At 38.4% G+C, this 25,085-nt stretch carries 23 protein-coding genes and 2 pseudogenes; 22 read left to right on the forward strand and 3 right to left on the reverse strand.

The window, feature by feature from the left end; all coding sequences use genetic code 11:
- Positions 1-311 precede the first annotated feature (311 nt).
- From ppc to ACH8E3_RS14595, 16 genes and pseudogenes are all read left to right on the forward strand, one after another.
- Positions 312-3,113 (forward strand): phosphoenolpyruvate carboxylase, encoded by a 2,802-nt coding sequence (gene ppc, locus ACH8E3_RS14520; RefSeq protein ID WP_458633366.1) that lies wholly within the window; start codon positions 312-314, stop codon positions 3,111-3,113.
- Positions 3,114-3,347: 234 nt separating this feature from the next.
- Positions 3,348-3,914 (forward strand): RNA polymerase sigma factor SigW, encoded by a 567-nt coding sequence (gene sigW, locus ACH8E3_RS14525; protein WP_458633367.1) that lies wholly within the window; start codon positions 3,348-3,350, stop codon positions 3,912-3,914.
- Between the two features lie 118 nt (positions 3,915-4,032).
- Positions 4,033-4,647, forward strand: coding sequence for a zf-HC2 domain-containing protein (locus tag ACH8E3_RS14530; protein WP_458633368.1), 615 nt, complete (start codon positions 4,033-4,035; stop codon positions 4,645-4,647).
- A 343-nt stretch (positions 4,648-4,990) separates the two neighbouring features.
- Positions 4,991-5,821: a diadenylate cyclase CdaA gene (cdaA, locus tag ACH8E3_RS14535; RefSeq protein ID WP_458633369.1), complete on the forward strand. Its 831-nt coding sequence runs from the start codon at positions 4,991-4,993 to the stop codon at positions 5,819-5,821.
- Positions 5,814-7,223: a CdaR family protein gene (locus ACH8E3_RS14540; RefSeq protein WP_458633370.1), complete on the forward strand. Its 1,410-nt coding sequence runs from the start codon at positions 5,814-5,816 to the stop codon at positions 7,221-7,223. The genes cdaA and ACH8E3_RS14540 overlap by 8 nt, the downstream gene beginning before the upstream one ends.
- Before the next feature lie 91 nt (positions 7,224-7,314).
- The gene (gene glmM, locus ACH8E3_RS14545) at positions 7,315-8,655 is read left to right on the forward strand and encodes a phosphoglucosamine mutase (protein WP_458633371.1); all 1,341 of its coding nucleotides are present in this window, start codon (positions 7,315-7,317) and stop codon (positions 8,653-8,655) included.
- A 542-nt stretch (positions 8,656-9,197) separates the two neighbouring features.
- On the forward strand, positions 9,198-11,030 hold the full coding sequence (glmS, locus tag ACH8E3_RS14550) for a glutamine--fructose-6-phosphate transaminase (isomerizing) (RefSeq protein ID WP_458633372.1): 1,833 nt from the start codon (positions 9,198-9,200) through the stop codon (positions 11,028-11,030).
- A gap of 241 nt (positions 11,031-11,271) precedes the next feature.
- Positions 11,272-12,012 carry a type I methionyl aminopeptidase gene (gene map, locus ACH8E3_RS14555; protein ID WP_458633373.1) on the forward strand — a complete coding sequence of 247 codons (741 nt, stop codon included), beginning with the start codon at positions 11,272-11,274 and terminating at the stop codon, positions 12,010-12,012.
- 56 nt (positions 12,013-12,068) lie between these two features.
- Entirely contained in the window at positions 12,069-12,434 is a 366-nt protein-coding gene (locus ACH8E3_RS14560; RefSeq protein WP_458633374.1) for a DUF2200 domain-containing protein, read from the forward strand.
- Positions 12,435-12,696: 262 nt separating this feature from the next.
- Positions 12,697-13,401, forward strand: coding sequence for an ABC transporter ATP-binding protein (locus tag ACH8E3_RS14565; protein WP_458633375.1), 705 nt, complete (start codon positions 12,697-12,699; stop codon positions 13,399-13,401).
- Entirely contained in the window at positions 13,391-13,753 is a 363-nt protein-coding gene (locus ACH8E3_RS14570; protein WP_458633376.1) for an FtsX-like permease family protein, read from the forward strand. The genes ACH8E3_RS14565 and ACH8E3_RS14570 overlap by 11 nt, the downstream gene beginning before the upstream one ends.
- Positions 13,754-13,765: 12 nt before the next feature.
- Positions 13,766-14,179, forward strand: a complete 414-nt coding sequence (locus ACH8E3_RS14575; RefSeq protein ID WP_458633377.1) for a hypothetical protein — start codon at positions 13,766-13,768, stop codon at positions 14,177-14,179.
- A gap of 38 nt (positions 14,180-14,217) precedes the next feature.
- A complete protein-coding gene (locus ACH8E3_RS14580) occupies positions 14,218-15,444 on the forward strand; it encodes a hypothetical protein (protein WP_458633378.1) in 1,227 nt (408 codons plus the stop codon).
- A 55-nt stretch (positions 15,445-15,499) separates the two neighbouring features.
- Positions 15,500-15,988, forward strand: coding sequence for a response regulator transcription factor (locus tag ACH8E3_RS14585; protein WP_458633402.1), 489 nt, complete (start codon positions 15,500-15,502; stop codon positions 15,986-15,988).
- Positions 15,985-16,938: a sensor histidine kinase gene (locus ACH8E3_RS14590; protein ID WP_458633379.1), complete on the forward strand. Its 954-nt coding sequence runs from the start codon at positions 15,985-15,987 to the stop codon at positions 16,936-16,938. Before ACH8E3_RS14585 ends, ACH8E3_RS14590 begins: the two co-directional genes overlap by 4 nt.
- 174 nt (positions 16,939-17,112) lie before the next feature.
- Positions 17,113-17,558: pseudogene (locus tag ACH8E3_RS14595) on the forward strand (GNAT family N-acetyltransferase).
- 579 nt (positions 17,559-18,137) lie between these two features.
- Here ACH8E3_RS14595 and ACH8E3_RS14600 read toward each other — a convergent pair.
- Entirely contained in the window at positions 18,138-18,722 is a 585-nt protein-coding gene (locus tag ACH8E3_RS14600; protein WP_458633380.1) for a CGNR zinc finger domain-containing protein, read from the reverse strand.
- A gap of 119 nt (positions 18,723-18,841) precedes the next feature.
- On the opposite strand from ACH8E3_RS14600, the gene ACH8E3_RS14605 reads away from it, so the two are divergent.
- The 3 genes and pseudogenes from ACH8E3_RS14605 (at position 18,842) to ACH8E3_RS14615 (ending at position 20,832) form a co-directional block, all read left to right on the forward strand.
- Positions 18,842-20,035 carry an MFS transporter gene (locus tag ACH8E3_RS14605; RefSeq protein WP_458633381.1) on the forward strand — a complete coding sequence of 398 codons (1,194 nt, stop codon included), beginning with the start codon at positions 18,842-18,844 and terminating at the stop codon, positions 20,033-20,035.
- A gap of 4 nt (positions 20,036-20,039) precedes the next feature.
- Positions 20,040-20,435 (forward strand): annotated as a pseudogene (locus ACH8E3_RS14610) (MepB family protein).
- A 31-nt stretch (positions 20,436-20,466) separates the two neighbouring features.
- Positions 20,467-20,832 (forward strand): hypothetical protein, encoded by a 366-nt coding sequence (locus ACH8E3_RS14615; RefSeq protein WP_458633382.1) that lies wholly within the window; start codon positions 20,467-20,469, stop codon positions 20,830-20,832.
- Positions 20,833-21,059: 227 nt separating this feature from the next.
- On the opposite strand, the gene ACH8E3_RS14620 is transcribed toward ACH8E3_RS14615, so the two are convergent.
- Positions 21,060-21,500, reverse strand: a complete 441-nt coding sequence (locus tag ACH8E3_RS14620; protein ID WP_458633383.1) for a hypothetical protein — start codon at positions 21,498-21,500, stop codon at positions 21,060-21,062.
- Positions 21,501-22,211: 711 nt separating this feature from the next.
- A complete protein-coding gene (locus tag ACH8E3_RS14625; RefSeq protein ID WP_458633403.1) occupies positions 22,212-22,973 on the reverse strand; it encodes a MerR family transcriptional regulator in 762 nt (253 codons plus the stop codon).
- Positions 22,974-23,152: 179 nt separating this feature from the next.
- Between ACH8E3_RS14625 and ACH8E3_RS14630 the strand changes: the two genes are divergently transcribed.
- The 3 genes from ACH8E3_RS14630 (at position 23,153) to ACH8E3_RS14640 (ending at position 24,969) form a co-directional block, all read left to right on the forward strand.
- Positions 23,153-23,677, forward strand: a complete 525-nt coding sequence (locus ACH8E3_RS14630) for a dihydrofolate reductase family protein (protein ID WP_458633384.1) — start codon at positions 23,153-23,155, stop codon at positions 23,675-23,677.
- Positions 23,678-23,788: 111 nt separating this feature from the next.
- A complete protein-coding gene (locus ACH8E3_RS14635) occupies positions 23,789-24,652 on the forward strand; it encodes an AraC family transcriptional regulator (protein ID WP_458633385.1) in 864 nt (287 codons plus the stop codon).
- A gap of 77 nt (positions 24,653-24,729) precedes the next feature.
- Positions 24,730-24,969, forward strand: a complete 240-nt coding sequence (locus ACH8E3_RS14640) for an FAD/FMN-containing dehydrogenase (RefSeq protein ID WP_458633386.1) — start codon at positions 24,730-24,732, stop codon at positions 24,967-24,969.
- The last annotated feature ends 116 nt before the right edge of the window (positions 24,970-25,085 follow it).

Below are 25,085 nucleotides of genomic sequence, written 5' to 3' on the forward strand. Positions count from 1 at the left end.
AGAAAAGGTCTTCCTTTTTCTATTTATCTATTTACACATAATATTTTACGCTCTCCATCATGTATGATGATTATCATCATCAGTGTTTGTTGAAGTTAATTTATAGTGTGTTAGTTAGCCTTTGCATACATAGTTGATTAGTAGAATAGATCATCTGCACTATGTATTAAAATTCAGAATAATCTATTATTAATACATGAATTACAATTAATTTTATAGAAATGTAAGGTTTTTAATCGGCTTTTATTGTATGATGTTATGAAGGATTAAATTAGAATTCAATTGAAACGGTAGACGATAGGAGGAGTACCATGACTGAACTTATGGATAACGCCAACAAAAGCAATTCGAGTAACTTGCTTCGGCGTGACGTACGGTTTCTTGGAAACATTCTGGGCGAGGTATTAGTCCATCAAGGTGGAAATGAACTTCTAGAGATAGTAGAGAAGATTCGTGAAACAAGCAAGTCTTTAAGATCAGAATATGTCTCAGAAGTATATACAGAATTCAAACAAACGATTAGTGAGCTAAAGCCAGAAACAAGACATCAAGTTATTCGTGCTTTTGCAATCTATTTCGAACTTGTTAATATTGCGGAACAGAATCATCGCATTCGTAGAAAACGTGATTATGAGCGTTCGGCGGGTGAGACCATTCAACCGGGATCTATTGAGAGTGCTGTCCAGGAATTGAAGAAACTTGATTATTCATATGAAGAAGTGAAAGAAGTAATTGAAGGTCTTTCACTTGAACTTGTTATGACAGCACATCCAACAGAAGCTATGCGTAGAGCTATTCTAGATATTCATAAGCGCATCTCAGAAGATGTCATGCTTCTAGATAATCCTACACTTACTTTCCGTGAACGTGAGCAACTTCGTGAGAAGCTGTTGAATGAGGTTATTACACTTTGGCAAACGGATGAGTTGAGAGATCGTAAACCAACCGTCATTGATGAAGTTAGAAATGGAATGTATTACTTCCATGAGACACTTTTTCATGTGCTTCCAGATGTGTATCAAGAGCTAGAGCGCTGTCTAAGTAAATACTATCCAGGTCAACTGTGGCATGTACCAACATATCTTAAGTTCGGCTCATGGATTGGTGGAGATCGTGATGGTAATCCTTCGGTTAAATCCAACATTACATGGAAGACACTTACAATGCAACGCAAATTAGCTATTCGTGAGTATGAACGTATTATGACTGAGTTAATGAGGAATTTGAGCTTCAGTACAACGATTGTGTCTGTATCTGATGAACTAGAGGAATCAATACGTCTGGATCAATCTACTATTTCTTTGAGTAAAAAGGCAGTATGGCATAATCAGTATGAACCGTATCGCATTAAGCTTGTCTACATGATGAAGAAAATTAATAATATCATTGATGAGAATAGTGAAGATAAGGATGAATGTTATGCAACACCTGCAGATTTTATTGAAGATCTAAATGTAATTGACCGTAGTCTGCGTCATCATTATGCAGATTATATTGCCGATACGCATATCAAAAAACTGATTAGACAAGTTGAATTATTCGGATTCCATACAGCATCGCTTGATATCCGCCAACATAGTCAAGAACATGAGAATGCAATGTCTGAAGTATTGGCTAATATGAATATTGTCAGTAATTATGCCGAGTTATCTGAAGAGGAGAAGATTACTCTTCTTAACAATATATTAAATGATCCAAGACCAATTACTTCTGATTATCACACGTACAGCGAGAATACGAAGGAATGTTTGGATGTATATCGCGTAGTGTATAAGGCACAACAGGAATTTGGTAAGGATTGTATTTCGAAATATTTGATCAGTATGGCTGAAGGAGCTAGTGATATCTTAGAGGTCATGGTCTTCGCTAAAGAAGTTGGATTATTCCGTCGAAATGAAGATCAATCCATTACCTGTACGCTACAAGCGGTTCCTTTATTTGAGACCATCGACGATCTATTTGCAGCACCAGAGATTATGAAGCAAATGTTTACATTACCTATTTATCGTGAAGCTGTCTCAGCGATGGGTGATCTACAAGAGATTATGTTAGGATACTCAGACAGTAACAAAGATGGTGGAGCGGTTACTGCCAACTGGGAGTTGCGCGTAGCCATGAAGAAGATCACGGCGACAGCGGATGACTTTAATGTGAAGCTGAAGTTCTTCCATGGACGTGGTGGAGCACTAGGACGTGGTGGAATGTCACTCAATCGGAGTATTCTAGCACAACCGGCCTCTACTGTGGGTGGTGGAATCAAAATTACGGAGCAAGGTGAGGTTATTTCCTCAAGATATTCCCTGCAAGGTATTGCTTATCGTAGCTTAGAGCAGGCGACATCGGCTTTAATTACAGTTGCAATTCATGCTCGTTGTCCGCAGGCTGATCTAATTGAACAACAAGAAGATGAGTGGGACTTGATTGCTAAAGGTATTTCTGAAGTATCCCTTAAGAAATATCAAGATCTGATCTTCCGTGACCCAGACTTCTTAACCTTCTTCAAAGAATCAACACCGCTCTCTGAAGTGGGTGAGTTGAATATCGGTTCTCGACCTGCTAAACGTAAGAACAGTGACCGTTTCGAAGACTTGCGCGCCATTCCTTGGGTGTTTGCATGGACACAGAGTCGTTACTTACTACCAGCTTGGTACGCAGCAGGTACAGGTTTGCAAAGCTATTATCAGAACAAAGAAGAGAATCTTCAAGTTCTACAAGAGATGTATTCTAAATTCCCATTCTTCACATCTCTCATTGATACGTTACAGATGGCTATGTCCAAAGCAGATCTGTTGATCGCTAAAGAATATGCGGATATGACGAAAGAAGTCTCCTACCGTGAGCGTATCTTCGGTCTCATTGAAGAAGAATATAAGTTAACGACAGATCTTATTCTGAAGATTACTGGGCAAAAGGAATTGCTGGATAATGTGCCTGTAATTCAAGAATCAATCCGACTGCGTAATCCATACGTGGATCCACTAAGCTATCTACAAGTTCAACTTATTAGTGAACTACGTCAATGTCGTGAGAATGATGAAGATAATCCTGAGTTACTTCGTGAAGTTCTCCTAACCATTAACGGAATTGCGGCAGGTCTTCGAAATACGGGTTGATCGTATACGAGCAAAAAAAATTAAATAACCAATAAAAGTCGAGTATCCTTTCGGAGAGCTCGGCTTTTATTTATGGCATTATAGTAAATATATTTATGCGGAACTTCCGTATCTTCTAGCTGAATATGGTATTGTTAATGGAAGCGGTATTGCTTTTTGAACAAACATGAATTAAAATTCTAGTGTTGTTCTGGGAACCTATTAATACCCATCAGCAAGTCTGGGGGAATCAAGTTGGATCAATTAGAGAATAGATTAACGAAGCTTGCCATTAAAGGTGATCAGCAGGCTTTTGCCGAAATTGTTGAGTTATATAAAGATAAAATATATTTTTTAGGCTATAGAATGTTGAACAATCGTCAAGAGGCAGAGGACGTCGTTCAGGAGACCTTTTTGCGTGTTTTTAAAAGTCTAGATCGATATGATCCTAATCAGAAGTTCTCTACATGGATTTATCGCATTGCTACGAACCTATCTATTGACCGTTTGAGGAAAAGAAAACCTACATATTCGCTAGACGCTGATATGAATGACCAAGAAGGGCTAGATGGTTACTCTATACTCCCTGGAGATGATCGTACACCAGAAAGTGAAGTGTTGCTCTCGGAGACGAAACAGATTGTTTATAAGGCTATTGAAAGCCTACCTGTAAAGTATAAGTCTGTTATGATTCTAAGATATCTTCAAGAGATGTCTCTTCAAGAAATCAGTGATGTATTAGATATGCCGGTTACGACGATCAAGACTCGTGTCCATCGGGGAAGAGAATTTTTGCGAAAGAGCTTAGAACATAAATTATGATTTCGTGTATTTATGAAACATCTTAGGAATTGATACGTATGTAAGTTATCAAGCTTAGAAAACACAAGTTGTGATCATAAATAAGATACTAAATGATGGATTGAAAGGACTGGCTCATATGGAATGCAAGATAGCCGTCTCCTTAATACACGATTACCTAGATGACGACTTGGCCAAGGAGCAGGGTAAGATGTTGAAATCACACTTACTCTCTTGTGATCATTGTCGCATGCGCTTTAATGAACTTGAACAGACAGATATGATGTTGTATTCTCTTCCACACCATATTCCTGCTGCATCGAATGAACTAACGGAGCGCATTCTGAATACTCTTCCTAGAACTAAGGAACCGCAGATATGGGTTAAATGGATGAAGAGACATCCAGCAGTAACAGCTGCTGCATTATTTTTCGTTGTAATGTTACTTAGCGTGATTAATGTCTTTAACCAGAATAGTCAATTGGTGGTACAAGGAAATAACTTAGATCAGGTTATTATTGAAGGTAATACGGTTATTGTACCCGAAGGGAAAGTAATTGCAGGGGACTTAACGATAGAGAATGGGCAAGCTGAGGTGTTTGGTAAGGTCGATGGTAATTTAACGGTAATTGATGGATCGTTATATACAGCCTCTACAGCTCAAATATCAGGCCAGGTGAAGAGTGTTGATCGCGCACTAGACTGGATTTGGTACAAAATCTCCAACGCCTTCTCAGATGTGTCTTATCGATAAATTTCTTTGTAGAAGTTGATTCAAAATTGTGAACACCAAGAAGGTCATATGAAGGATATAAGGATAAAGTATAAGATTAATTATATACTTTATCCTTATATTTTTGCCCAAATGTTATAAATTGAATTGAAACATGGCATAGTTAGCAATACTAGGAGTAGGTTGTTAGTAGGATGGAGTTGCTCCAACGTATATAAATGAGTTAATCTAGAGTAAACTGGATATTTTAGTCGAATTTTGCAACCTTTACTTGCAAGAAGAGGTAGTTCGTTATAACCTTAGGTTTAGGGACAATATATAGATATAGAAACGTCTTATTGAAGGAATAAACGGGGGCCTTAGAATGAGTTATTTCACTGACATCACTTGGAAAGATTCTGTGAAGGATATTATTGATATCGCTATCGTATCATACGTTATTTATCATGCTATTTTACTAGTTAGAGGAACAAGAGCGATTCAATTATTAAAAGGAATTCTTGTATTAGTCATTATTTGGGCGCTTAGTACTTGGTTCGATCTTTATACATTGAAATGGCTCATGAATCAGATGTTTACATTTGGTGTTCTGGCTATATTTATTATCTTCCAACCAGAATTGCGACGAGGTCTTGAGCAATTAGGGAGAGGTAAATTTATAGGAAGATCGGCCGATGAAGATGAAGAATTCACGAAGTTAATAGGTGAAATTATTAAAGCTGTTAATTATTTATCACGTAGAAAAATTGGCGCATTAATTGTTTTTGAACGTGAGACAGGTCTTAATGAATATACTGAATCAGGGATACCCATGAATTCTAAAATCAGTTCAGAACTGATTATTAATGTGTTCACACCCAACACGCCATTACATGATGGTGCAGTTATTATACAATCTAACCAGATCGCTGCAGCTGCATGTTACTTGCCGCTTTCGGAGAATCCATTTATTAGTAAGGAATTAGGAACACGTCATCGTGCTGCCATAGGCATTAGTGAAGTGGGAGATGCGATGTCTGTAATTGTGTCAGAGGAGACAGGACAGATCTCGTTAGCTATGGATGGTCAAGTCGTGAGAGATATTAAAGAGGAATCTTTGATATCCAAGTTATACGAAGAATTACGTCCGAACTCGAATCATAAAGAGAAACGCCCTGCATTCTGGAAACGGAAAGGGGATGATTTGAATGGATAGGTGGATTAAGAATAATACAGTTGTAAAAATTTTAGCCATTGCAGTTAGCATTTTATTATGGGGGATGGTACATACCGATGATGTCACTCCTACACCCACCTCAACGATAGATACGACGTTTATTGAGAATGTTAAAGTGCAACCTTTTGGATTAGATGACTCCCTATATGTATTAAATACCTTGGATACAGATCGTGTCAGAATCGAAGTGAAGGGGAAACGCTCTGCGATTACGTCTATATTTAATGATGATTATAAAGTAACTTTGGATCTTAGTGATATTATTGAAGGCACGTTCACTGTACCGTTATCCTATGAGCTGCCATCTGGAGTAGAACTTGTTTCCATGAGCCCCAATAAGGTTACCGTTACGATTGAGAAAAAATCAGAAGTTTCTTTTCCAGTGAGTATCGTGACGAGTGGTAGCTTATTGGAAGGATATGTTGTCGGTGCAATTCTAAGTGATCCTAATAAAGTAAAAGTGACTTTGCCGAATAGTGATATGCAAAGAGTATCTAAAGTACAGGGTATCGTTAAACTTGATGCTAATAAAGAAACAATCAAAGTGAAAAAGGTGAAGTTAGTCGCAATAGATAGTGATGGTCAGGAAATCAAAGACGCTGTTATAGTACCTGCAGAAGTAGCGGTTGAAATTCCACTTATTTCACCATCCAAGTCTGTCTCTTTGAAGGTTCAGTACACAGGTAATCTTCCTGATGGGTTAGAATTAACCAATACGAATTCGAATGTGAGTGAAGTGACTTTATTCGGTTCGAGAGAAGTGTTATCACAGATAGAATTATTGAATTCTCCTGCAGTCGATCTCAGTAAGATTACTACAGAGGGTAAGTCTACGTTGAATGTGACCTTAATACCACCGGAAGGGGTAGACAAAATCGAGCCTAGTGTCATTCAGGTTCAGGTTGAAACACAAGCAGTAGTTAATATAGAGTCGCTTGGCGAGATAACGATCAATGATATTCCTATCATTATTGAAGGCATCAGTACGGATACTCAGGTGGCCTTCGTGAAGCCAGAGGGAAAGTCATTAAGTCTAACTTTAACGGGCACGAATACAGCACTTAATAATCTGAAAAAGACAGATATTAAGATAACGGCAAATGTCAGCCAACTTAAGTTAGGCACTCATGAAATACCAGTCGAAGTCAATCTCCCGACGTCTATTTCACTTAACAGTGATAAGTCTCTTGTGGTGATAGTAGAAGTGAAGGATAAAGATAAAGTAGTACCACCAGTTACAAACGATAAAGATAAGCCGGTTATTGAAGAGCCGACGGATAAGAATGGTACAACAGAACCGGTGGTTAGTAAGCCTAACGATAAGATAAAGCCCGAATTTAATACAGCAGTTGATGTAGACCGTAAGGAGCCTTCGACATAGATCGTTCTACAAATGATTCTATGACATATTGTTGGGTTAATAGGAATAAGCAACTTAGAATTAGAAGAGTTGATATACAAAGGAGAAAATTATGGGGAAATATTTCGGAACAGATGGTGTGCGTGGTATAGCGAACATAGAATTAACAGCTGAATTAGCTTACAGTATAGGTCGTTGTGGAGGATATGTACTTACGAATGATATAGATAAGCCCACTGTCGTTATCGGGATGGATACACGTGTATCCGGCCATATGTTAGAGTCCGCACTAGTAGCAGGTCTACTGTCTATTGGAGCACATGTTATTCGTATTGGTATTGTGAGTACTCCAGCGGTTGCATATATCACTAGACTATTAGAAGCCGATGCAGGTGTCATGATCTCTGCTTCGCATAATCCTGTTGAAGATAACGGTATAAAGTTCTTTGGTCGTGATGGATTTAAATTATCCGATGAAACAGAACTCAAAATTGAAACGCTGATGGATACGAAAGTAGACAGTTTACCACGTCCTATTGGTATAGAACTAGGAAATGTCATTGTGGATAACGAAGCGAAATTTAAGTATTTAGAGTTCTTGAAGACGACAGTAACACATTCTTTTGCAGGGTTAAAAATTGTACTGGATTGTGCTAACGGTTCTGCATACGAACTAGCTCCACAGTTATTCCGTGATCTTGGAGCACAAGTGATAACAATTGGTGCCGAGCCGAATGGACTGAACATTAATGATCATTGTGGTTCGACACATCCTGAATTATTAAAGAAGATTGTGTTGGAGCATCAAGCAGATATAGGATTAGCCTTTGATGGTGATGCTGACCGATTAATTGCTATTGATGAGACAGGTGCAGAAGTAGATGGAGACTTTATCCTCTGCATATGTGCTGAAGCAATGAACCGCAATGGTAAATTAAATAATAACACGGTGGTTTCAACGGTTATGAGTAATATCGGTTTCTATAAAGCATGTGAGAAGCTTCAATTAAATACATTCAAGACTGCTGTTGGAGATCGTTATGTTATGGAGGAAATGAGAAGAGGGGGATATAACCTCGGCGGAGAACAATCCGGTCATGTCATCTTCTTGGATTATAACACGACGGGTGATGGCATACTTACAGGAATTCAATTGGTAGACATATTGCAACAAAGCGGCAAGAAACTTAGTGAAGCCAAATCGATGATGAAACAATATCCTCAGGTTCTAGTGAATGTCCGTGTAGAAGACAAAACGAATTATGAAGGTAACGTAGCTATACAAGAAGCCATCACAAACGTAGAGGAATTGTTAGGCGATAATGGTCGCGTTCTTGTCCGCGCATCTGGTACAGAATCATTAATACGTGTAATGGCTGAAGGGCCAGATAAAGATACTCTTGATACTTATGTAAATGGAATTGTCGAGGTAGTTAAGCGAGAATTAGTATAAGTGAGCGTATGCAAGATCTATTGTGGAAGATCACTGAAACCATTTGCAATGGTTCCAGTGGTCTTCTTTGTCCATCATAATGATTTGGACATTGCCAAATGAATCCAACGTGCATATAATAAAAAAGTAATATTCCAATAAAGAGAGTGAGGATAGAGCATATAGTAATAAAAGCGCCAGAACTTGACTAGCGCGGGATGTGTGATATTTGAATCATACATGAACGGCAGATCAAGTTGACGAGGTGGAGGTGTTCGAAATGTTCGGCGGGGGCCTCCCGGTGATGCACCAGAGCCGTGAATCATTAACGGAAAATGAGTGGGCGACTGTTCATACAACGTTGTGATGGGTGCAATGTAGTACATTAAATGTATAAGTGTGCGAGAATGTAAGAGCGGTATTGAACTGGAATGCACATTTATGGTTGCACTTTGTATAATTGAATACATGGATAATGATGTTTGTGCATTCTTGAACATGCCGCACAGAAGACTCGTACACTTTTATTCTAATATTAATAGAAGTGAACGGGGGATTTAGAGATGTGTGGTATTGTCGGATATATTGGTAACAAGAATACGCAGTCGGTTCTAGTCGAAGGGTTAAAGAAGTTAGAATATCGAGGTTATGACTCGGCAGGTATTGCTGTGTTTACAGATAAAGGTCTTGAAGTTGTGAAAGCCCAAGGACGACTAATGAATTTAGAAGCTAAACTTGCGAATGAGCCACTAGTTGGAGGAGCGGGAATTGGTCATACACGTTGGGCAACGCATGGTAAACCATCTGATGCTAATTCACATCCCCATACAGACGGATCGTCGAAGTTCTCAGTTGTTCATAATGGTATTGTAGAGAACTATTTGGATTTAAAAGATGAGTTGATGGTACAAGGACATCATTTCGTCTCAGAGACAGATACGGAGATTATTGCACATCTTATTGCCCGTGAATATGCTGGAGATATTGTAAAGGCAGTTCAACAAGCAATCACCCATATGCGTGGTGCATTCGCATTAGGGGTATTAACGGAGTACGAGCCTAATAAAATCGTTGCGGTTCGACAAGCCAGCCCTCTCATTATAGGTATTGGAGAAGGTGAGAACTTTATCGGGTCAGATATTCCCGCGATTCTTCAATATACACGTCAAGTATATATCCTTAATGATGGGGAAATGGCTGTATTGACTCCAGATTTCGTCGAATTAATGACAATCGAAGGGAATTATATTTCTCGGGAAATGATTCATGTCGATTGGGATGCGGTAACTGCAGAAAAGGGTGGATACGAGCACTTCATGTTAAAAGAGATCCACGAGCAACCTAGAGCTTATCGGGATACCATGCGTGGTCGGTTTGATGAACTAGGTGAGAAGGTTGTCTTTCCGGAATTGAAACTAACGTATGAACAAATAATCAATATTCGTAATATTCAGATTATTGCTTGTGGAACGGCATATCATGCGGGTCTAGTAGGGCGCAATGTCATTGAGCAACTGGTACGAATTCCTGTGGAGACAGATGTGGCCTCGGAATATCGCTATCGTTCACCTATCGTATCATCCGATACGTTAGTCATTGTGGTTAGTCAATCTGGGGAAACGGCAGATACGTTAGCAGCATTACGTGAAGCAAAAGCGAACGGAGCCCATGTCTTAGCGATCACGAACGTTGTTGGCAGCTCCATTGCTCGTGATGCAGATGATGTTATCGTCACACTAGCGGGTCCAGAGATTGCTGTTGCTTCGACCAAAGCATACACTTCCCAATTGATAGCATTTTATTTATTTGGATTGTATCTGGCCCAAATGAGAGGTACACAAACACTCGAAGCTAGGATAGAAATGATCCAAGCTATGCAAGCCCTACCGGAACAGTTGGAAAGCATGTTAGAAGATACAGATGCTATCAAATCGTATGCGGAACAAATAGCTGCACATGAGCATTTATTCTTCATCGGTAGAGGAATAGATTATGCCGTGGCACAAGAAGGTTCTCTAAAGTTGAAAGAGATCTCCTACATCCATTCTGAAGCTTACCCAGCAGGTGAATTGAAACATGGAACATTGGCATTGATCGAAGAGGGAATACCCGTAATTGCTTTGGTAACCCAAGACAATGTTCTAGAAAAGACAGTCAGTAATATCAAAGAAGTCAGTGCGCGTGGTGCAGACATTATGGCGATTACGTTCGAGGAACACGCTCAGACGCTGCTTAAATCCGCAGATCAAGTCTTCGCAATCCCGAAGACATTACCGCTACTAACCCCAGCGCTATCGGTACTACCGCTACAATTACTTGCGTACTATGCTTCACTTGCGCGGGGTAACGATGTGGATAAACCACGGAATTTGGCGAAGAGTGTGACGGTGGAGTAGAGGGCTTTGTAAGCTAACAACTAAGGTGATCGGGGATTAATCATCCGATTACCTTAGTGTTTTTTATTTGTAGATATATAAGGCAGGGGGATGCGAGATAATTATCAGAGGTATAGCAGAAATATAGCAAGAGATTAGCAAGAGAAGAAGCGGCAGAATACTGAAGAAAGGGCCGTTCTGTTTATGTTACAATCTAAAAGGAATACTGATCATAATATACTTTAAAAAGTGAGGAAATACGATGATTGCAAAAACAGAAGAAGATTTTAATGGTTTGAAGGAAATTGGCAAAATTGTTGCCTTCATTAGAGATGAATTGGTACAAAGATCAATTCCTGGTATAACGACTAAAGAACTTGATGATATAGCAGGAGTATTTTTTGAGAAAGCTGGTGCAGTTTCAGCCCCAAAAGGTGAATATGATTTTCCTGGCTATACTTGCATTAGTGTTAATGAAGAAGTGGCACATGGTATTCCCGGTCAACGGGTTATTCATGAGGGGGATTTAGTGAATATAGATGTTTCTGGTTCCAAAAATGGGTATTTTGCAGATACAGGAATATCCTTTGTAGTAGGCGAAGGAGAAGAAGTATTAACGAAAATATGCGACGTTGCTAAAAAGGCCTTTGAAGCAGGGCTTAAGAATGCAAAACCTGGTTCAAAGAAAAGTAGAATTGGAAAGATAGTATTCCAAACAGCCAGAGCGAATGGATTTACGGTTATTAAAAATCTTACAGGACATGGTATTGGACGTACGATACACGAAGAACCTAACCATATTTATAATTATAATGATACATGGGATGATGAATTATTAAAGGAGGGGATGGTTATTGCATTCGAACCATTTATCTCGACTTTAGAAGAAGAAGTATTCCAAAAGGAAGACGGCTGGACCTATGTGACAGAGAAAAGTTTTGTAGCCCAATACGAACATACCATTATTCTTACGAAGGATGGACCGATTATTACTACATTATAAGGGCACAAATAATGATGAAATCACCTTAATAGGGTATGCAGAAAGGGAATTGTATCTTGATCAAACATAAGATTTTTACCACGAGTTTCGCAAGTGTATATCCTCACTATGTTACCAAGGCAGAGAGAAAAGGACGTACAAAGTCGGAAGTAGATCAAATTATCCGTTGGCAAACAGGGTACAGTCCAGAAGAGTTAGAAGCACAATTGGAAAAAAAGAGCGATTTTGAGACTTTCTTTGCAGAAGCTCCCCAACTGAATCCTTTACGGAATTTGATCAAAGGTGTCGTCTGTGGCGTCCGAGTGGAAAATGTCGAAGAACCAACGATGCGGGAAATTCGCTTTTTGGATAAATTGATTGATGAATTAGCAAAGGGTAGAGCCATGGAGAAGATCTTGCGGTCTGATCCAGATAGAAAATGAAATCAATCTAAACCTAGCACGAAGGTGAGATGGACTAAACATCCAACGTCCTTCGTGCTTTTGTGTTCACCAAATAAGACTAGAGTTTACGCCCTCGCTCAAACCTTACAACAACTGTAAGTGTTAATTGTTATGGTTCTTTTGTAAGGTATATGTATAGAAAAAATGCGAGGGAGAATTGGATATGAAAATTTCAGACAAGCTGCTTCAAGTTCAGAATGTGTAAAAGACATATGGTAAGGGTCAAAGTGAAACCACTGCATTGAAGGGGATTACTTTTGATGTTCTTCCAGGAGAGTTCCTTGGTATTATGGGCGCAAGTGGATCGGGCAAGACCACAATGCTTAATTGTATTGCAACAATGTTGAAGCCGACCGCTGGACAAATCCTTTTAGAGGGTAACAATATATCTTCATTTAAAGGATCCCAATTAGCTAAATATAGAGGAAGTAGAATGGGGTACTTATTTCAACAATTTGAGTTGATAGATAACTTAACGGCTAGAGAAAATATTGTTCTTCCGTTATTGATACATGGAGACAATCCAAATGGACAAGAAGATCGAGTTCACAAGTTAGCGAAACAATTTGATATTGAGGAGGTATTGCATAAGTTCCCTTCTCAAATGTCAGGGGGGCAGAAGCAGAGAGTTGCCGCGGCAAGAGCATTGATATCTAGTCCAAGTATTGTATTAGCAGATGAGCCCACGGGTGCCCTTGATACAAAGAACGCAAAAACCTTAATGGAAAAACTATATTCCAACATACAGACCGATGGTGCCACTATCCTAATGGTCACTCATGATGCGAATGCAGCAAGCTTTTGCTCAAGAATCTTATTTATTCAAGATGGTGTGATTTTTCATGAACTTCGAAGAAAGGTACCTGCCGAAACACAGCATGCATTTTACGAACGTATATTGACTGTTTTGGCACAATTGGGAGGGGGAAGTAGTCATGTTCTTTGACTTTCTCAAGCGAAATAGTCGTAAGACCCGTAAGGAAAATGGGGTATATTTCGCTTCACTTATCATTTCGATTGTTGCCTTCTATGTTATTCTTTCACTTGGTGAACAAGATATTATGGTGTATCTAAGAACAGTTGAGAGTGACGCGGTAGAGAGGCTTTTGTTAATGATTCCGATGCTTTATGCGGTTTCGCTGTTCTTCGTATTTTTCTTAGTCTATTTTGCCAATCGATACCAATTACAACAACGTAGTCATGAATTCGGTATGTATTTAATGATGGGGATGAGGCAAAGGAAGTTGTTTGCTATGATCATGGGAGAGACATTATGGAATGGTGTAGTGGCTGTGTGAATTGGCGTTCCTGTGTCATTATTCTTAACGGAGTTAATTAGTCTAGCAACTTCAAGGTTTGTTGGCATGGGCGTGATTGGTCATGAATTTCGTATCTCCTGGGTTGGATTGGGATTAACGGTATTAGGTTTTATTGCGGTTCAACTACTGGCGGTATTTATTCTTAGCTTGAGAATGAGCAGGAAGGAACCTGTGGATCTGCTAAATGATCAGAAGGAAAAATCGCAACGGAACCTTTCACCTCTGTGGAGCATGGTTAGCTTACTGACTGGCGTAGTATTAATCATTGGATCAATCTTTCTATGTATCGCTTATGTATTAGCCGTATTATATTTGCGCACGCTTAATTATAGGATATTTGGATTGATAATGATTGTAGGAATCAGTGGGACGTTCATACTGTTTCGAGGATTGGGAAGTTTATAGGGGCATGGGTACAACGGAAAGGTAGTTCTTCTAAAGGGTTGTTCGTATTTACCGGAAGACAACTTCAAGAGAATGTGCTTCATCAATGGAGTTCTCTTGCTATATCCTCGATGCTAATTCTAATGGCTATGGTTTGTTTTGCCTTTGGAACTTCAAATGCTCTGAATAATAATGTCGTCTCTAGCAAAACGGTTGACTTTACTTTTAGAGGGGCGGAAAAGGATGTTGTTTCTGTGTTGTCCTCTGATTTATTGGCACCTTACGTACAAGATTATTATGCAATGAGACTAGGACATATTCAACCTTCCGAGACAGAAGATACCGCTTCAGCAACTTTCTCATGGGCAGGATTAGTAGATTCCATTTCCAAAGAAAAAGAATCAGACGAGAAAGATAACTTAGTAAGGTATTTATCTTCAAATACGCCATACTTCATTGCTCTTTCTAGTTATAATACATTGCTTCAATCCGTTAATAAAGCTCCTATTGTATTGGGACAGGATCAAGTTGCACTGTATTCTGATGAAGAGTTCTCATTCGCTCATGATATATTAAGGATGATACTACCGTCTAATCCGACGGTGAGTATGGGGGAACAGAAATATAAATTGGTTTCAAAATTATTTACAAGTAACCTCGTTGCAGATCGAGCTATCACGCTATCCTATGCATTGATTGTACCTGATGATATGTATGATACCTTCGCTGGAAGCTCATCGGATTCATCTCTGTGGAATATGGTTCTAGATTCTGATTTTGTTGAGGAAAAAGGTCTAATGCAAGCGATGTATGAAATAGACAAGTTGCTGGAACCATCTCATGTGAACTATGAGAGTTATCTTTCTAGCATGGGAAGAAAGTTGTTTTTTACAGTGGCAGGTAGCTATACCACCTTTTATCTAGGTATAATGTTTCTAATCATAGCAAATACAGTATTAGGCTTGAAGTTCCTTATGCAGCAAAGAAGTACGAGGAATAGATATTCCACATTAGCTATGCTAGGAGCAAGTGTTGAATCGCTTTGTTCATCAGCAAGGATACAAATTTGGTTATATTTCGGTTTAGTTATTGTGGTCGCATTCGTCAGCTCTATATTTGGGATTTGGTCTATGTTGAATTCTTTCCCATCCATGACAATAAGCTTTAAAAATAGTATGGTGGTAGCAAGTGTACTTATTGCATTTATCGCTTTCGAATGGTGTTATATATGGGTGATTCAGCGAAAGAGTGATCAAGAAATAAGGAAATTAATAGAGATAGAGTAGGTGCTGAAGTCATGGAAAAGATCGTCATTGTGGAAGATGACTACTTGGATTCCAAATTTGCCGTGGACTAAAAGCTAGAGGGATCGGGCCTATATTAGTATTGACTTCGCGCAATCAACTTCGTGATGAGTTACATGCATTGGAGTTAGGTGCGGATGATTATTTAACGAAGCCTTGTCATCCTAAACGGCTTATCGCTAGAATCCAAAAGTTGCATCAACTCTATGCTAATATGCATGTTCTTCTTGATGCTGGTGATTTTCAATTAGATGAGCATGCCAATATATTGTATATTGGTAAGAATTCCATTTCATTGTCGGAGAATGAAGGAATGATTATGAAGACTCTGGTAAAGGCTTATCCCTCCGTAGTAACCAAAGAAGAGTTGTTCGACTTGTTATGGGGAAGCAATTATGTGGATGAGAACATACTACAAGTGAATATGACTAGATTACGTAAGACCCTTGATGAAGTTGGATTGTCCAATCAGATCAAGACGGTCAGAGGGACGGGATATCAATTAATAAGGGTTGACTACCCATGAGACTAAGGGACTGGATAAATACGTTAAAGATATCAGATCATTGGATATTACTATTATGTATGAATGCTGCCTTTTTTACTTTTCTAGCTTGGGTGGCGGATTCTGAAATATTTAAGCTATTAGTTGGTGTTATGATTGTTTTTTCTGTAGCAAGTATTATGATGGGCATATTATTAGATGGGAAAGGAAAAAAGAAGAAAGACAAAGCATTTTATGACTTTCTAAGAGAACCATCACGAGAACATGAATATGTATGGATAAATATGATTGGTGAAATACATACAGGAAAGGTGAATGAACTAGCTAATAAATTAAGGATGCTGAATGATCAGTTGGATGAGGTTAAATTACAGACACGAGATTATACAGAATTTATTGATCGTTGGGTTCATGAGATAAAGACACCGATCTCTTTATTAACCTTAGTTGTGCAGAATCGTAGAGAAGAAATGTCAGAATTAGTGTATCAAAGACTTGAGCATGCCAGAATTAATATTAATGATAATGTAGAACAGATATTATTCTATGCACGATTGCAGGCCGCACATATTGATTATTGTCTGGAGAGAATATCGCTCGATATTTGCTGTGAAGATGTCTTGCTAGAACTCCAAGCTTTATTGGATGAACAAGAAGTTCAAATGGTTGATCAGATGGAAGATATTCCGATAGTGTCAGATACAAGGGCACTCCAATTTATTTTATCGCAAGTATTGGTTAATGCAGTTAAATACAAGAATGAAGAAGTGCAGAGTTTTATTTGGTTAAAATCAGGTTTGGACAGTTTAAAGAATCGTTATTATCTAACGATAGCTGATAATGGCATTGGCGTGTTGGATTGTGATCTGCCTTTTATATTTGATAAGGGATTTACAGGGGATAACTCGAATAGAAAGCAGTCTACTGGCATGGGATTGTATCTTGTAAAGAAATTATGCGAAGAATTGTAGATCGACATTGAAGTGGAGTCTGAATATGAGAAGGGGTTCTCCATTCAGATGTCGTTTCCGATAATTGGGGAGTGAAGAAGTACTTTAATTTAGACATTATAAACTTAGGAATCTTTTTAAATTGTTAAAATTGAAAATTGGATTGGGGGGGATAAATTTATTGCATTACAACCTATGAACCAAGACGAGTTCAAACAATATATCAGTTATGCAATTGAAGACTATGCAAAAGACAAGATCGCTTCCGGAAATTGGAGTGAAGGTGAAGCGATTGACTTATCGAGGGAATCATTTGAACGACTACTGCCAAAGGATGAGAAGACTGAGAATAATCATTTATTCTCTATTTTTCACAACGATATTTTAGTTGGATGATCTGGATCTCACAAAATACGCCTACAAATCGTAATGAAGGTTTTATATATGATTTTGTGATTTTTGAACACTTTCAAGGCCAGGGATATGGCAAGAAGGCAATGAAAGAAGCTGAAATTATTGCTAAAGAGTTAGGTATGAATAAAATGGGTCTAAACGTTTTTGGTCATAACAAAATTGCACGTGGATTATATGAAAAAATGGGTTATGAAATTACGAATATAACAATGGCTAAAACAATTTGATAATGTAATAACAAAGTGCAAGTGCTCAATTAGTTTTGAGCCTGGGCTTATTTACTAGAAGAGAATATAAACGTATTTGCTGTTGATGTGGAGGATACTTATTCAACTAATGGACCAGATTGTGGAGTAACTTCGTTATTAGCAGTCAGATATGCTCTCTTCGATGTTCTAATGGAAATGAGAGCCCTTATATCGTGATATTAGTGTTGTTTAAGTTTGTAACGGAAGTGGGAGCGCTTATTTCTACTATTTAGGGTGACGATCATTAGTTTCAGCCCAATAGTGTCACCCAGTTCCGTTAGAACTCTACCTGCCTCAATGTCAAGTAAATAGGGTCTTTTGCTTCCGTTAGAATAGGGATCACCACAACGGGCGCGATTATTGAAGGTTAAAGCTAGATAATGATCGATCCTTTTTATAAAACTAAAACTTGACTCTTCTTATTTACCGCCAAACAAAGTTGTTCCCCAAGGCAAATTACTTGTTCCCTTGGTAAAATAGTTATACCCTAACACGAAGATAATATGGACTAATTGTCCGTTTACCTTCGTGTTTTTCTGTTTACTTAGATAGAACTGACTATTTCTTCTCAGTTTTTTGTCGTTGATGACGGGTGACTTTGCTTCTATTACCGCATATTTTCATCGAACACCATTTTCGTCTTCCGTGTGTATCTATAAATAATAAGACGCAGTCTGGATTGGCACATCGCTGAATATTTCTTAATTGATTAGAAGATAAAAGTTTTAGAGCATCTAATGCAATGATTGAACCGAGGGCATGTACAGCGTCCCCAACTGGAATAGGAATTAATTTATCTTCTTGTAACTGATAAGTAAAAGGAGCTTGCGTTATTAATAATTCCAAACGAGATATCCAATCTGAAGGCACTGCCCCTCCATCTGCCATTTTTTTATAACCTTCTCGTAGGAATGAACGCATTTCATGTAAAAGCGGTAATACATCATGAGCCCATTGTTCTATATCTTTATTAAATTGTTTCTCAACTATAATGCTATCTTTAGCTAAAGTATGAAACCATGCTATAACATGCTCTGGTTTTGTTAATAAATCATGTCGGGAACCGTGTCGTACAACTTCAGTGTTAACTAGATCTATTGAAATATTGCCTGATATGAGTGGGAACTTTATTTCATTTGTCACGTAAATCATCCGCCTTCCTGATTAACCTATTGTATCATGTTTGACAGGTTAATAATAATTGAGTATATTATTAACCATTAGATATAGCATATAGGGGTTAATTTGAAAGGGGTTATGTTATGACAAGATCTTTTCTAGGTCCAAAGGTAGTGATGGTAACATTTTTAACGTTAATGGGCGCATTTGGATTAAATTTAACAGCTGGGCAATTTTTTGCTCCATTAAATGAAGCCTATGGATGGGATTTAACCATTCTGAGCTTAGCAGTATCTCTTAATATGATTACTTGGGGGATTTTCCAGCCGGTTATGGGAAAACTGATTGATCGGTTTGGACCAAAAACAGTAATAGCGAGTAGTGCTGCTTTAATGGGGGGCGCATTTATTCTTTCAGCAACGATAACGCAATTATGGCAGTTTTTTCTTTACTATGGAGTACTCACTGCTATTGGTTTTGCTGGTTGTGGTTCCATGGCAAACTCCGTTCTAGTATCCAGATGGTATGTGAAGCAACGGGCTAAAATGTTATCTAGAAGTTCTATGGGGATGAACATCGGTCAGCTTATATTACTTCCATTAACCGGTGCTTTAATTGCTAGTTCAAGCTTTCGAACTGCATTTGTAACGCTAGGATTAATCATGCTCGTAGTTGTGGTTCCATTCGTGTTAATTGTAGTGAAGAATAATCCGACAGATATCGATCAAATGCCAGACGGGGATTCTTTGTCTTCATTTGCAGTAGCAAAGAGTGTATCATTGTCAGAAGCATTAAAATGTCATGAGTTTTGGGTGGCTACTCTAGGATTTGCTACATGTGGTTTTACTTTATACTTAGTAACTATGCATCTTCCGAATTTTGCAGTTGATTTAGATGGTGGGAAATCACTTGGTGGTCAATTGTTGGGTATTGCAGCTTTGGCAAGTGCTTGTTCGATGTGGATTACTGGACAATTAACACGGGCCATGGGAAAAAAAAATCTGCTTGTTATATTGTACATAGTTAGGTTACTTGCTTTTATATGGATTGCGGTGTCACCAGGTATTTGGCAATTATATATATTTGCTGTCGTGTATGGGATCTCTTCGATGCCGATCATTCCACTTGTAACGGGTATTATTGGTGATAAATTTGGAAAAAACGCCATGGGGAGTATTCTTGGATTTAGTTGGTTCATCCATCAAGTATTTGCAGCGTTAGGTGTATTTCTTGGTGGTTATCTTCGGACAATGACGGGCAACTATGGACTTGCATTTTGGTTGGGAGCAGCATTATTAGTATTTGGAGTAGTTCTTACAACATTAATTAAGGAGTGAAGAAGTGAATACCTTTTATGCATTGTTAACTCATGTGAATAAAGTGGTTTATGAACCCAATCAATTCACTTTGAATTCGATTCAAGAAGAAAAGCAAAATTCAAATTATGGAGCGGGCACATTTCAATTATTCTTTAGAACCGTTCGATTTAGAGTCGCACATATAACTCACACTAAAGTAGGGTAGTTTATTTTCCCGAAGGAAGTCCTCCTCAAACAGAATATTCTTAAATCTGCTTCTACAAAGGGGGAAATGGCAATAAGAGTTTATCCGAGTTGGGATATTCCGAATAGCAAAGAAGCGATAAAAACGCAAAATTGGCAGTTGCCCTATTTTGTAGATTTGAGTAACACGAATAGATTATCCACAAAGAGAATACTAGAATTGTATGCTCAGTAATATTTGCTTCAAAGTAAAGGATGGTACTAATTTGGAAAACGTATCAGATGTAGATCAATTGGAATCAATACAATCGTTACAATCGACAATTAGTAAACTTACGAACGCCTCATCTCAAATGACTCAGAAAGGCGTCAATACTACCTTAGTAAGAAAACGACTCCAAGCTGTTTCCATTGGATTAGCCATGCTAGAATATGTTTGGAATCTACAACCCCACCAATATACCAGCGAAGAATTAGTAGAAGCCCGGAAGGTCATTGTAGGTTTATTCCCATCCATGGAGAACATTTATGCTAAGTTAAAGGTAGGTACTCCTCAAGGAACGCTTTTAGAAAGAAGAATGAAAGCCTTGGAACTAGCTATTCAAGCGATAGATAATGCTGCTGAAGAATAACTTGATTAACTAAAGCGAGAAGCGGGTAACTTTTGTTGAAGAATATAGATAGCATTCATGAATGCGAAGGTAATCAGGACTAATCATCCGATTCCCTTCGTGTTTTTGTGTTCGTCGTAGGTGCTCATTTTTTCTCGCTGGCATAGGGTCGGGTATGGTTTTATTGTGTTTTGCTATATTAGGGTTGATTCGCTACCTATTGACATAAAGATGAATGCCACTCCGTTTCACCTACAAGCATAATTCTGGTTACAAAAGGATAAATTCAATTCTTCATCAAATGAAAAATCATCAACATCTTCCCAATGTGTGCAAACGGGGCACTTCTTGACGGTGGAGCTATAGAATAAATCGAAGAACCCTTCATCAAACCCTTGATTATGTTGATTATTCCCAGCTTGGTGCTTGGCAAAAATATTCTCGACGAGTTGTGTGAATTGTTCCTGATCCAGTGTGTTATAAAAACTAATGATGTCTTTATAATGATTATGAGAAATTATATTCTCATTCGTCGTATCCCATGTCAAATTACGATATAGAAAGTATTCATGACCCATTTCATCGAGTAAATCATCATAAATCAATGTCGTTAGTTCATTTCCGATAGAACATAGTAATTCATCCCAAGCAATGATAACGGCATAATAAACTTCATTATTGTGCAACAAGCAATCATGTACTTCCTGATACAATCGAAGAAACCTTTCGTAAAATTTTAAAATCTTCCCCCTGTAATACAAACCTTCCGAATCCCCAAAGTATATTGACTTATAATCCTCAATCACCAAGGTGATCTATTGCCTCTTCGGGTATACATTCATCTGAACAATACATGAAGTCATCCGTAATAGAATAGAGTGGTTCCTCGGAAAAGGGTTTATTACAATGATAACAACTCTACAAGTGAATCCTTCCTTTCTAAATATGGTGTGTGTACTAGCAACATACACAGGTATCTTGTGTTTCTCTTTTCGTGGCCATACTTCTTCCTTTAGACACAAATGTCACGATCGAGGGGCAGTCATACGTATAGAACAGATAGGTATGGTGAAAAGTAGATAAGGAGATGAATGGGAAGGGAGTGAGAAGCAATAGATATCACACTGGAAGCGAATGAGGTTATTCAACGAATTCGACAACTTCAAGTAAATGGTGATGCATTGGGTAAGAAGCAGGTAAAGCAAACGGACCCTGAATTAATGCGAAATGCATTGTTCTATTATCCAAGCTGGGACCATGCGTTAAAAAATGCCGAGACATTAGGTTAATAGAAGATTACATTAAAAAGCCGAGCAGAGTGCTGGAACATCATCTAGCATTCGCTCGGTTCTTTGTGTTCTTAACAATTAAACTCAGGTTGTGTCTAATCAAATGGCGTATCACTTCATCCCCAAATAAATCAGTACTGCCTCTCGAAGAAATGTTGTACCACCTCTGACGTGCTTATCATAATAAGCGGTAAAACGTTCATCGGAAACATACATGTCCACTAGACCAGCATGTGCCTCTTTGGAGTAACTAGACCATGAATACATTAGCCACTCTTTATGTTTGGCAGCGACTTCTTGTGCTAGGTCAGATGCAGTATCTCCTATTGCATAAGACTTCTCAAGTAGTGACAGTATTTCTTTTTCCAATGTAGTCATAGCAAGATAATCTTCTTGAGACAACCCTCGTAGTTTGGCATGACTTGCGTTTATCGTATCATCGCCATACTTTTCTCGGATTTCTTCTCCATATTGTTGCTCATTGTCATGAATCATCGTTTCCTTGAATCCTTCAAACTTTTCTTTGTCATTCATTTGTATTCCTTCTTCCTTGTTGGTGAGCGTCTTCTCGACTGTTGCTATGATGGTATCGAGACGGTCACGTTTCTTCTTTAAATCGTTGTAATGTTTCTGTAGAGCAACAGTTGGATTAAAGGATGGCTGATGTACGATCTTCTTAATCTCCTCCAGACTAATCTCCATTTCACGGTAGAATAATATTTGTTGAAGCAGGTCGACCTCATGCTGTCCATAAATTCGATAACCGGAAGAATTCATTCTGGATGGTTTAAGTAGTCCGATTTGATCATAATAGCGAAGTGTCCTTCCACTTACGCCAGATAGCTGCGCTAATGTATTCACTGTATACTCCATCATTAAGCCTCCTAACAATAATGATCATATACCTTTACGTAGTGTGAACCTCAATAGGGTAATATATAATTATTTTATGAACTCATTCAAAGCATCTTTTGAATCGATGGTAACACTATGTTAGTATAAATCATAGTTTAGAATACGAACGAATATTCGCAGTAATGGAGATGAAAATTATGAGTAGAAGAATTATTTTGAACCTAGCAATGAGCCTAGATGGGTATATAGCAGATGAAGATGGTGGCTATGATTGGATTGGAGGAGACGGGAAAACCGAACTGGATACTGCCGGAGAATTTAGTTTTCCTACATTTCTGGAAGGCGTAGATACAATCGTTATGGGGCGGAAATCGTTTGAGGATTGTCCAATGGATATGTTTGCTTCGCAGACAATTATCGTGGCCACATCTCTGGTAAAGGCGAATTACGACAATGTGCTGTTTGTAAATACGGACATCGTTGCTATCATCCAAAACCTCCAACTGGAAGAGGGGAAGGATATCTGGTTGTTTGGGGGGAGTATGTTAACAGACGCCTTCATGAAGGCTGATGTTGTGGATGAATACATAGTGGGTATTGTGCCGATGATTCTTGGGCGGGGTATCCGTCTATTCCAAAATAACAATCCGACGATACCTTTACAACTGAACGATTATACAGTGAGGGAAGGTCTGCCGATCTTGAGATACACCAGAAGATAATGCGAGAGGTCCATGCGAGCATTGTATATTTAGATTAACATTATGTATGATATACATATACCACTTTGTAAGGTTGAATGGTATGAGTACACATCGCATAGGAGTAACCATATGAGAGAATATCCGAATGAAGTAGCGAAATCGTTTTACTATAAGCCATCCGAATGGGAAACAGAAGGTAGACTTTGGCCCATTCGATCGGGAATGACATATCCTAAATGGAATTATAATGTTGGGCCCAAACAAATAGAATGCTATAGTTTACATTTTGTTAGGAAAGGTAGCGTACAATTCGATTATGAGGACCAACAGGTGGTACTAACGTCAGGTGATATATTTTGTTTATATCCAGCACGAATATATGCATATCGTATTGTGGAGGATGATGAGCCACTAGAGATGAATTGGTTGGCGATCGACGGACCAGAGGTTGCTCTAATCTTAGAAAGTTCTGGGTTCCGCGTAGATCGTCCTTACATAAAAGATAGTTGGTCAACAGATCTTAAGGAGATGCTTAATCGAGTGATGGATCTGATGAAGCCAAACGTTCATTCCGGAATGGACGTTTGGCTTGAAATGCAGAGTCTATTATATGGCATCTTTTCTAATATGGTTGATGTGAAGCAACCAAGTGATCTAAGACAGCGGGATTGGCTACAACAAAGTATAGATTACATTAAGCTCCATGCAACGAATGGCATTTCTGTTCAAGAAGTAGCAGAGATTATAGGTATTCATCGTGCCTATTTCTCCAGTGAGTTTAAGAGGAAAATAGGAATTTCACCCATAGCTTATATTACGAAGCAAAAGATGGACAGAGCGAACTTGTTACTACTTGAAACAAATAACTCAATCACCGAAATTGCTTATTCGTTAGGCTATCCCAACGTTTTCTCTTTCACACGAGCGTTTAAAAGTAATTTTTCGATTTGTCCGTCAGAATTTCGTAAGCGGACAATTTGTGACAAGATTTAGTCTTCATAACTTCTTTACATGAAGTAAACAAGTTCTTCATATCGGTAATCTATAGTATAGATATGGAGGCGAGAACAATGAAGAAATTATGGGTTGGATTAGCTGGGTTACTGTTATTTATGGGTACCTTTACTGCCGGTATTTATGCATCAAAAGCGAATAATGATGTGAATGGTAATGACAATGAGAGTTTCTATGAACAAATGCTACCTTATGCGAAGCAAATGCATCCTGATGCTACGGATCAGCAAATTGAGAATATGTACAATAGCTGTCATTCTAATAAACGTATGGGTGATTGGAATATGATGAACTAGTAAATAACCAGTGAAAAAGTATACCTCACGATTACACTCGTGAGGTATACTTTTTATGTATGATCGATTGTACAATGAAGGAAGTCGGAATGTGTTGAGCAATCTTTCACATAATG

The organism is Paenibacillus sp. CMAA1364, from assembly GCF_054373195.1.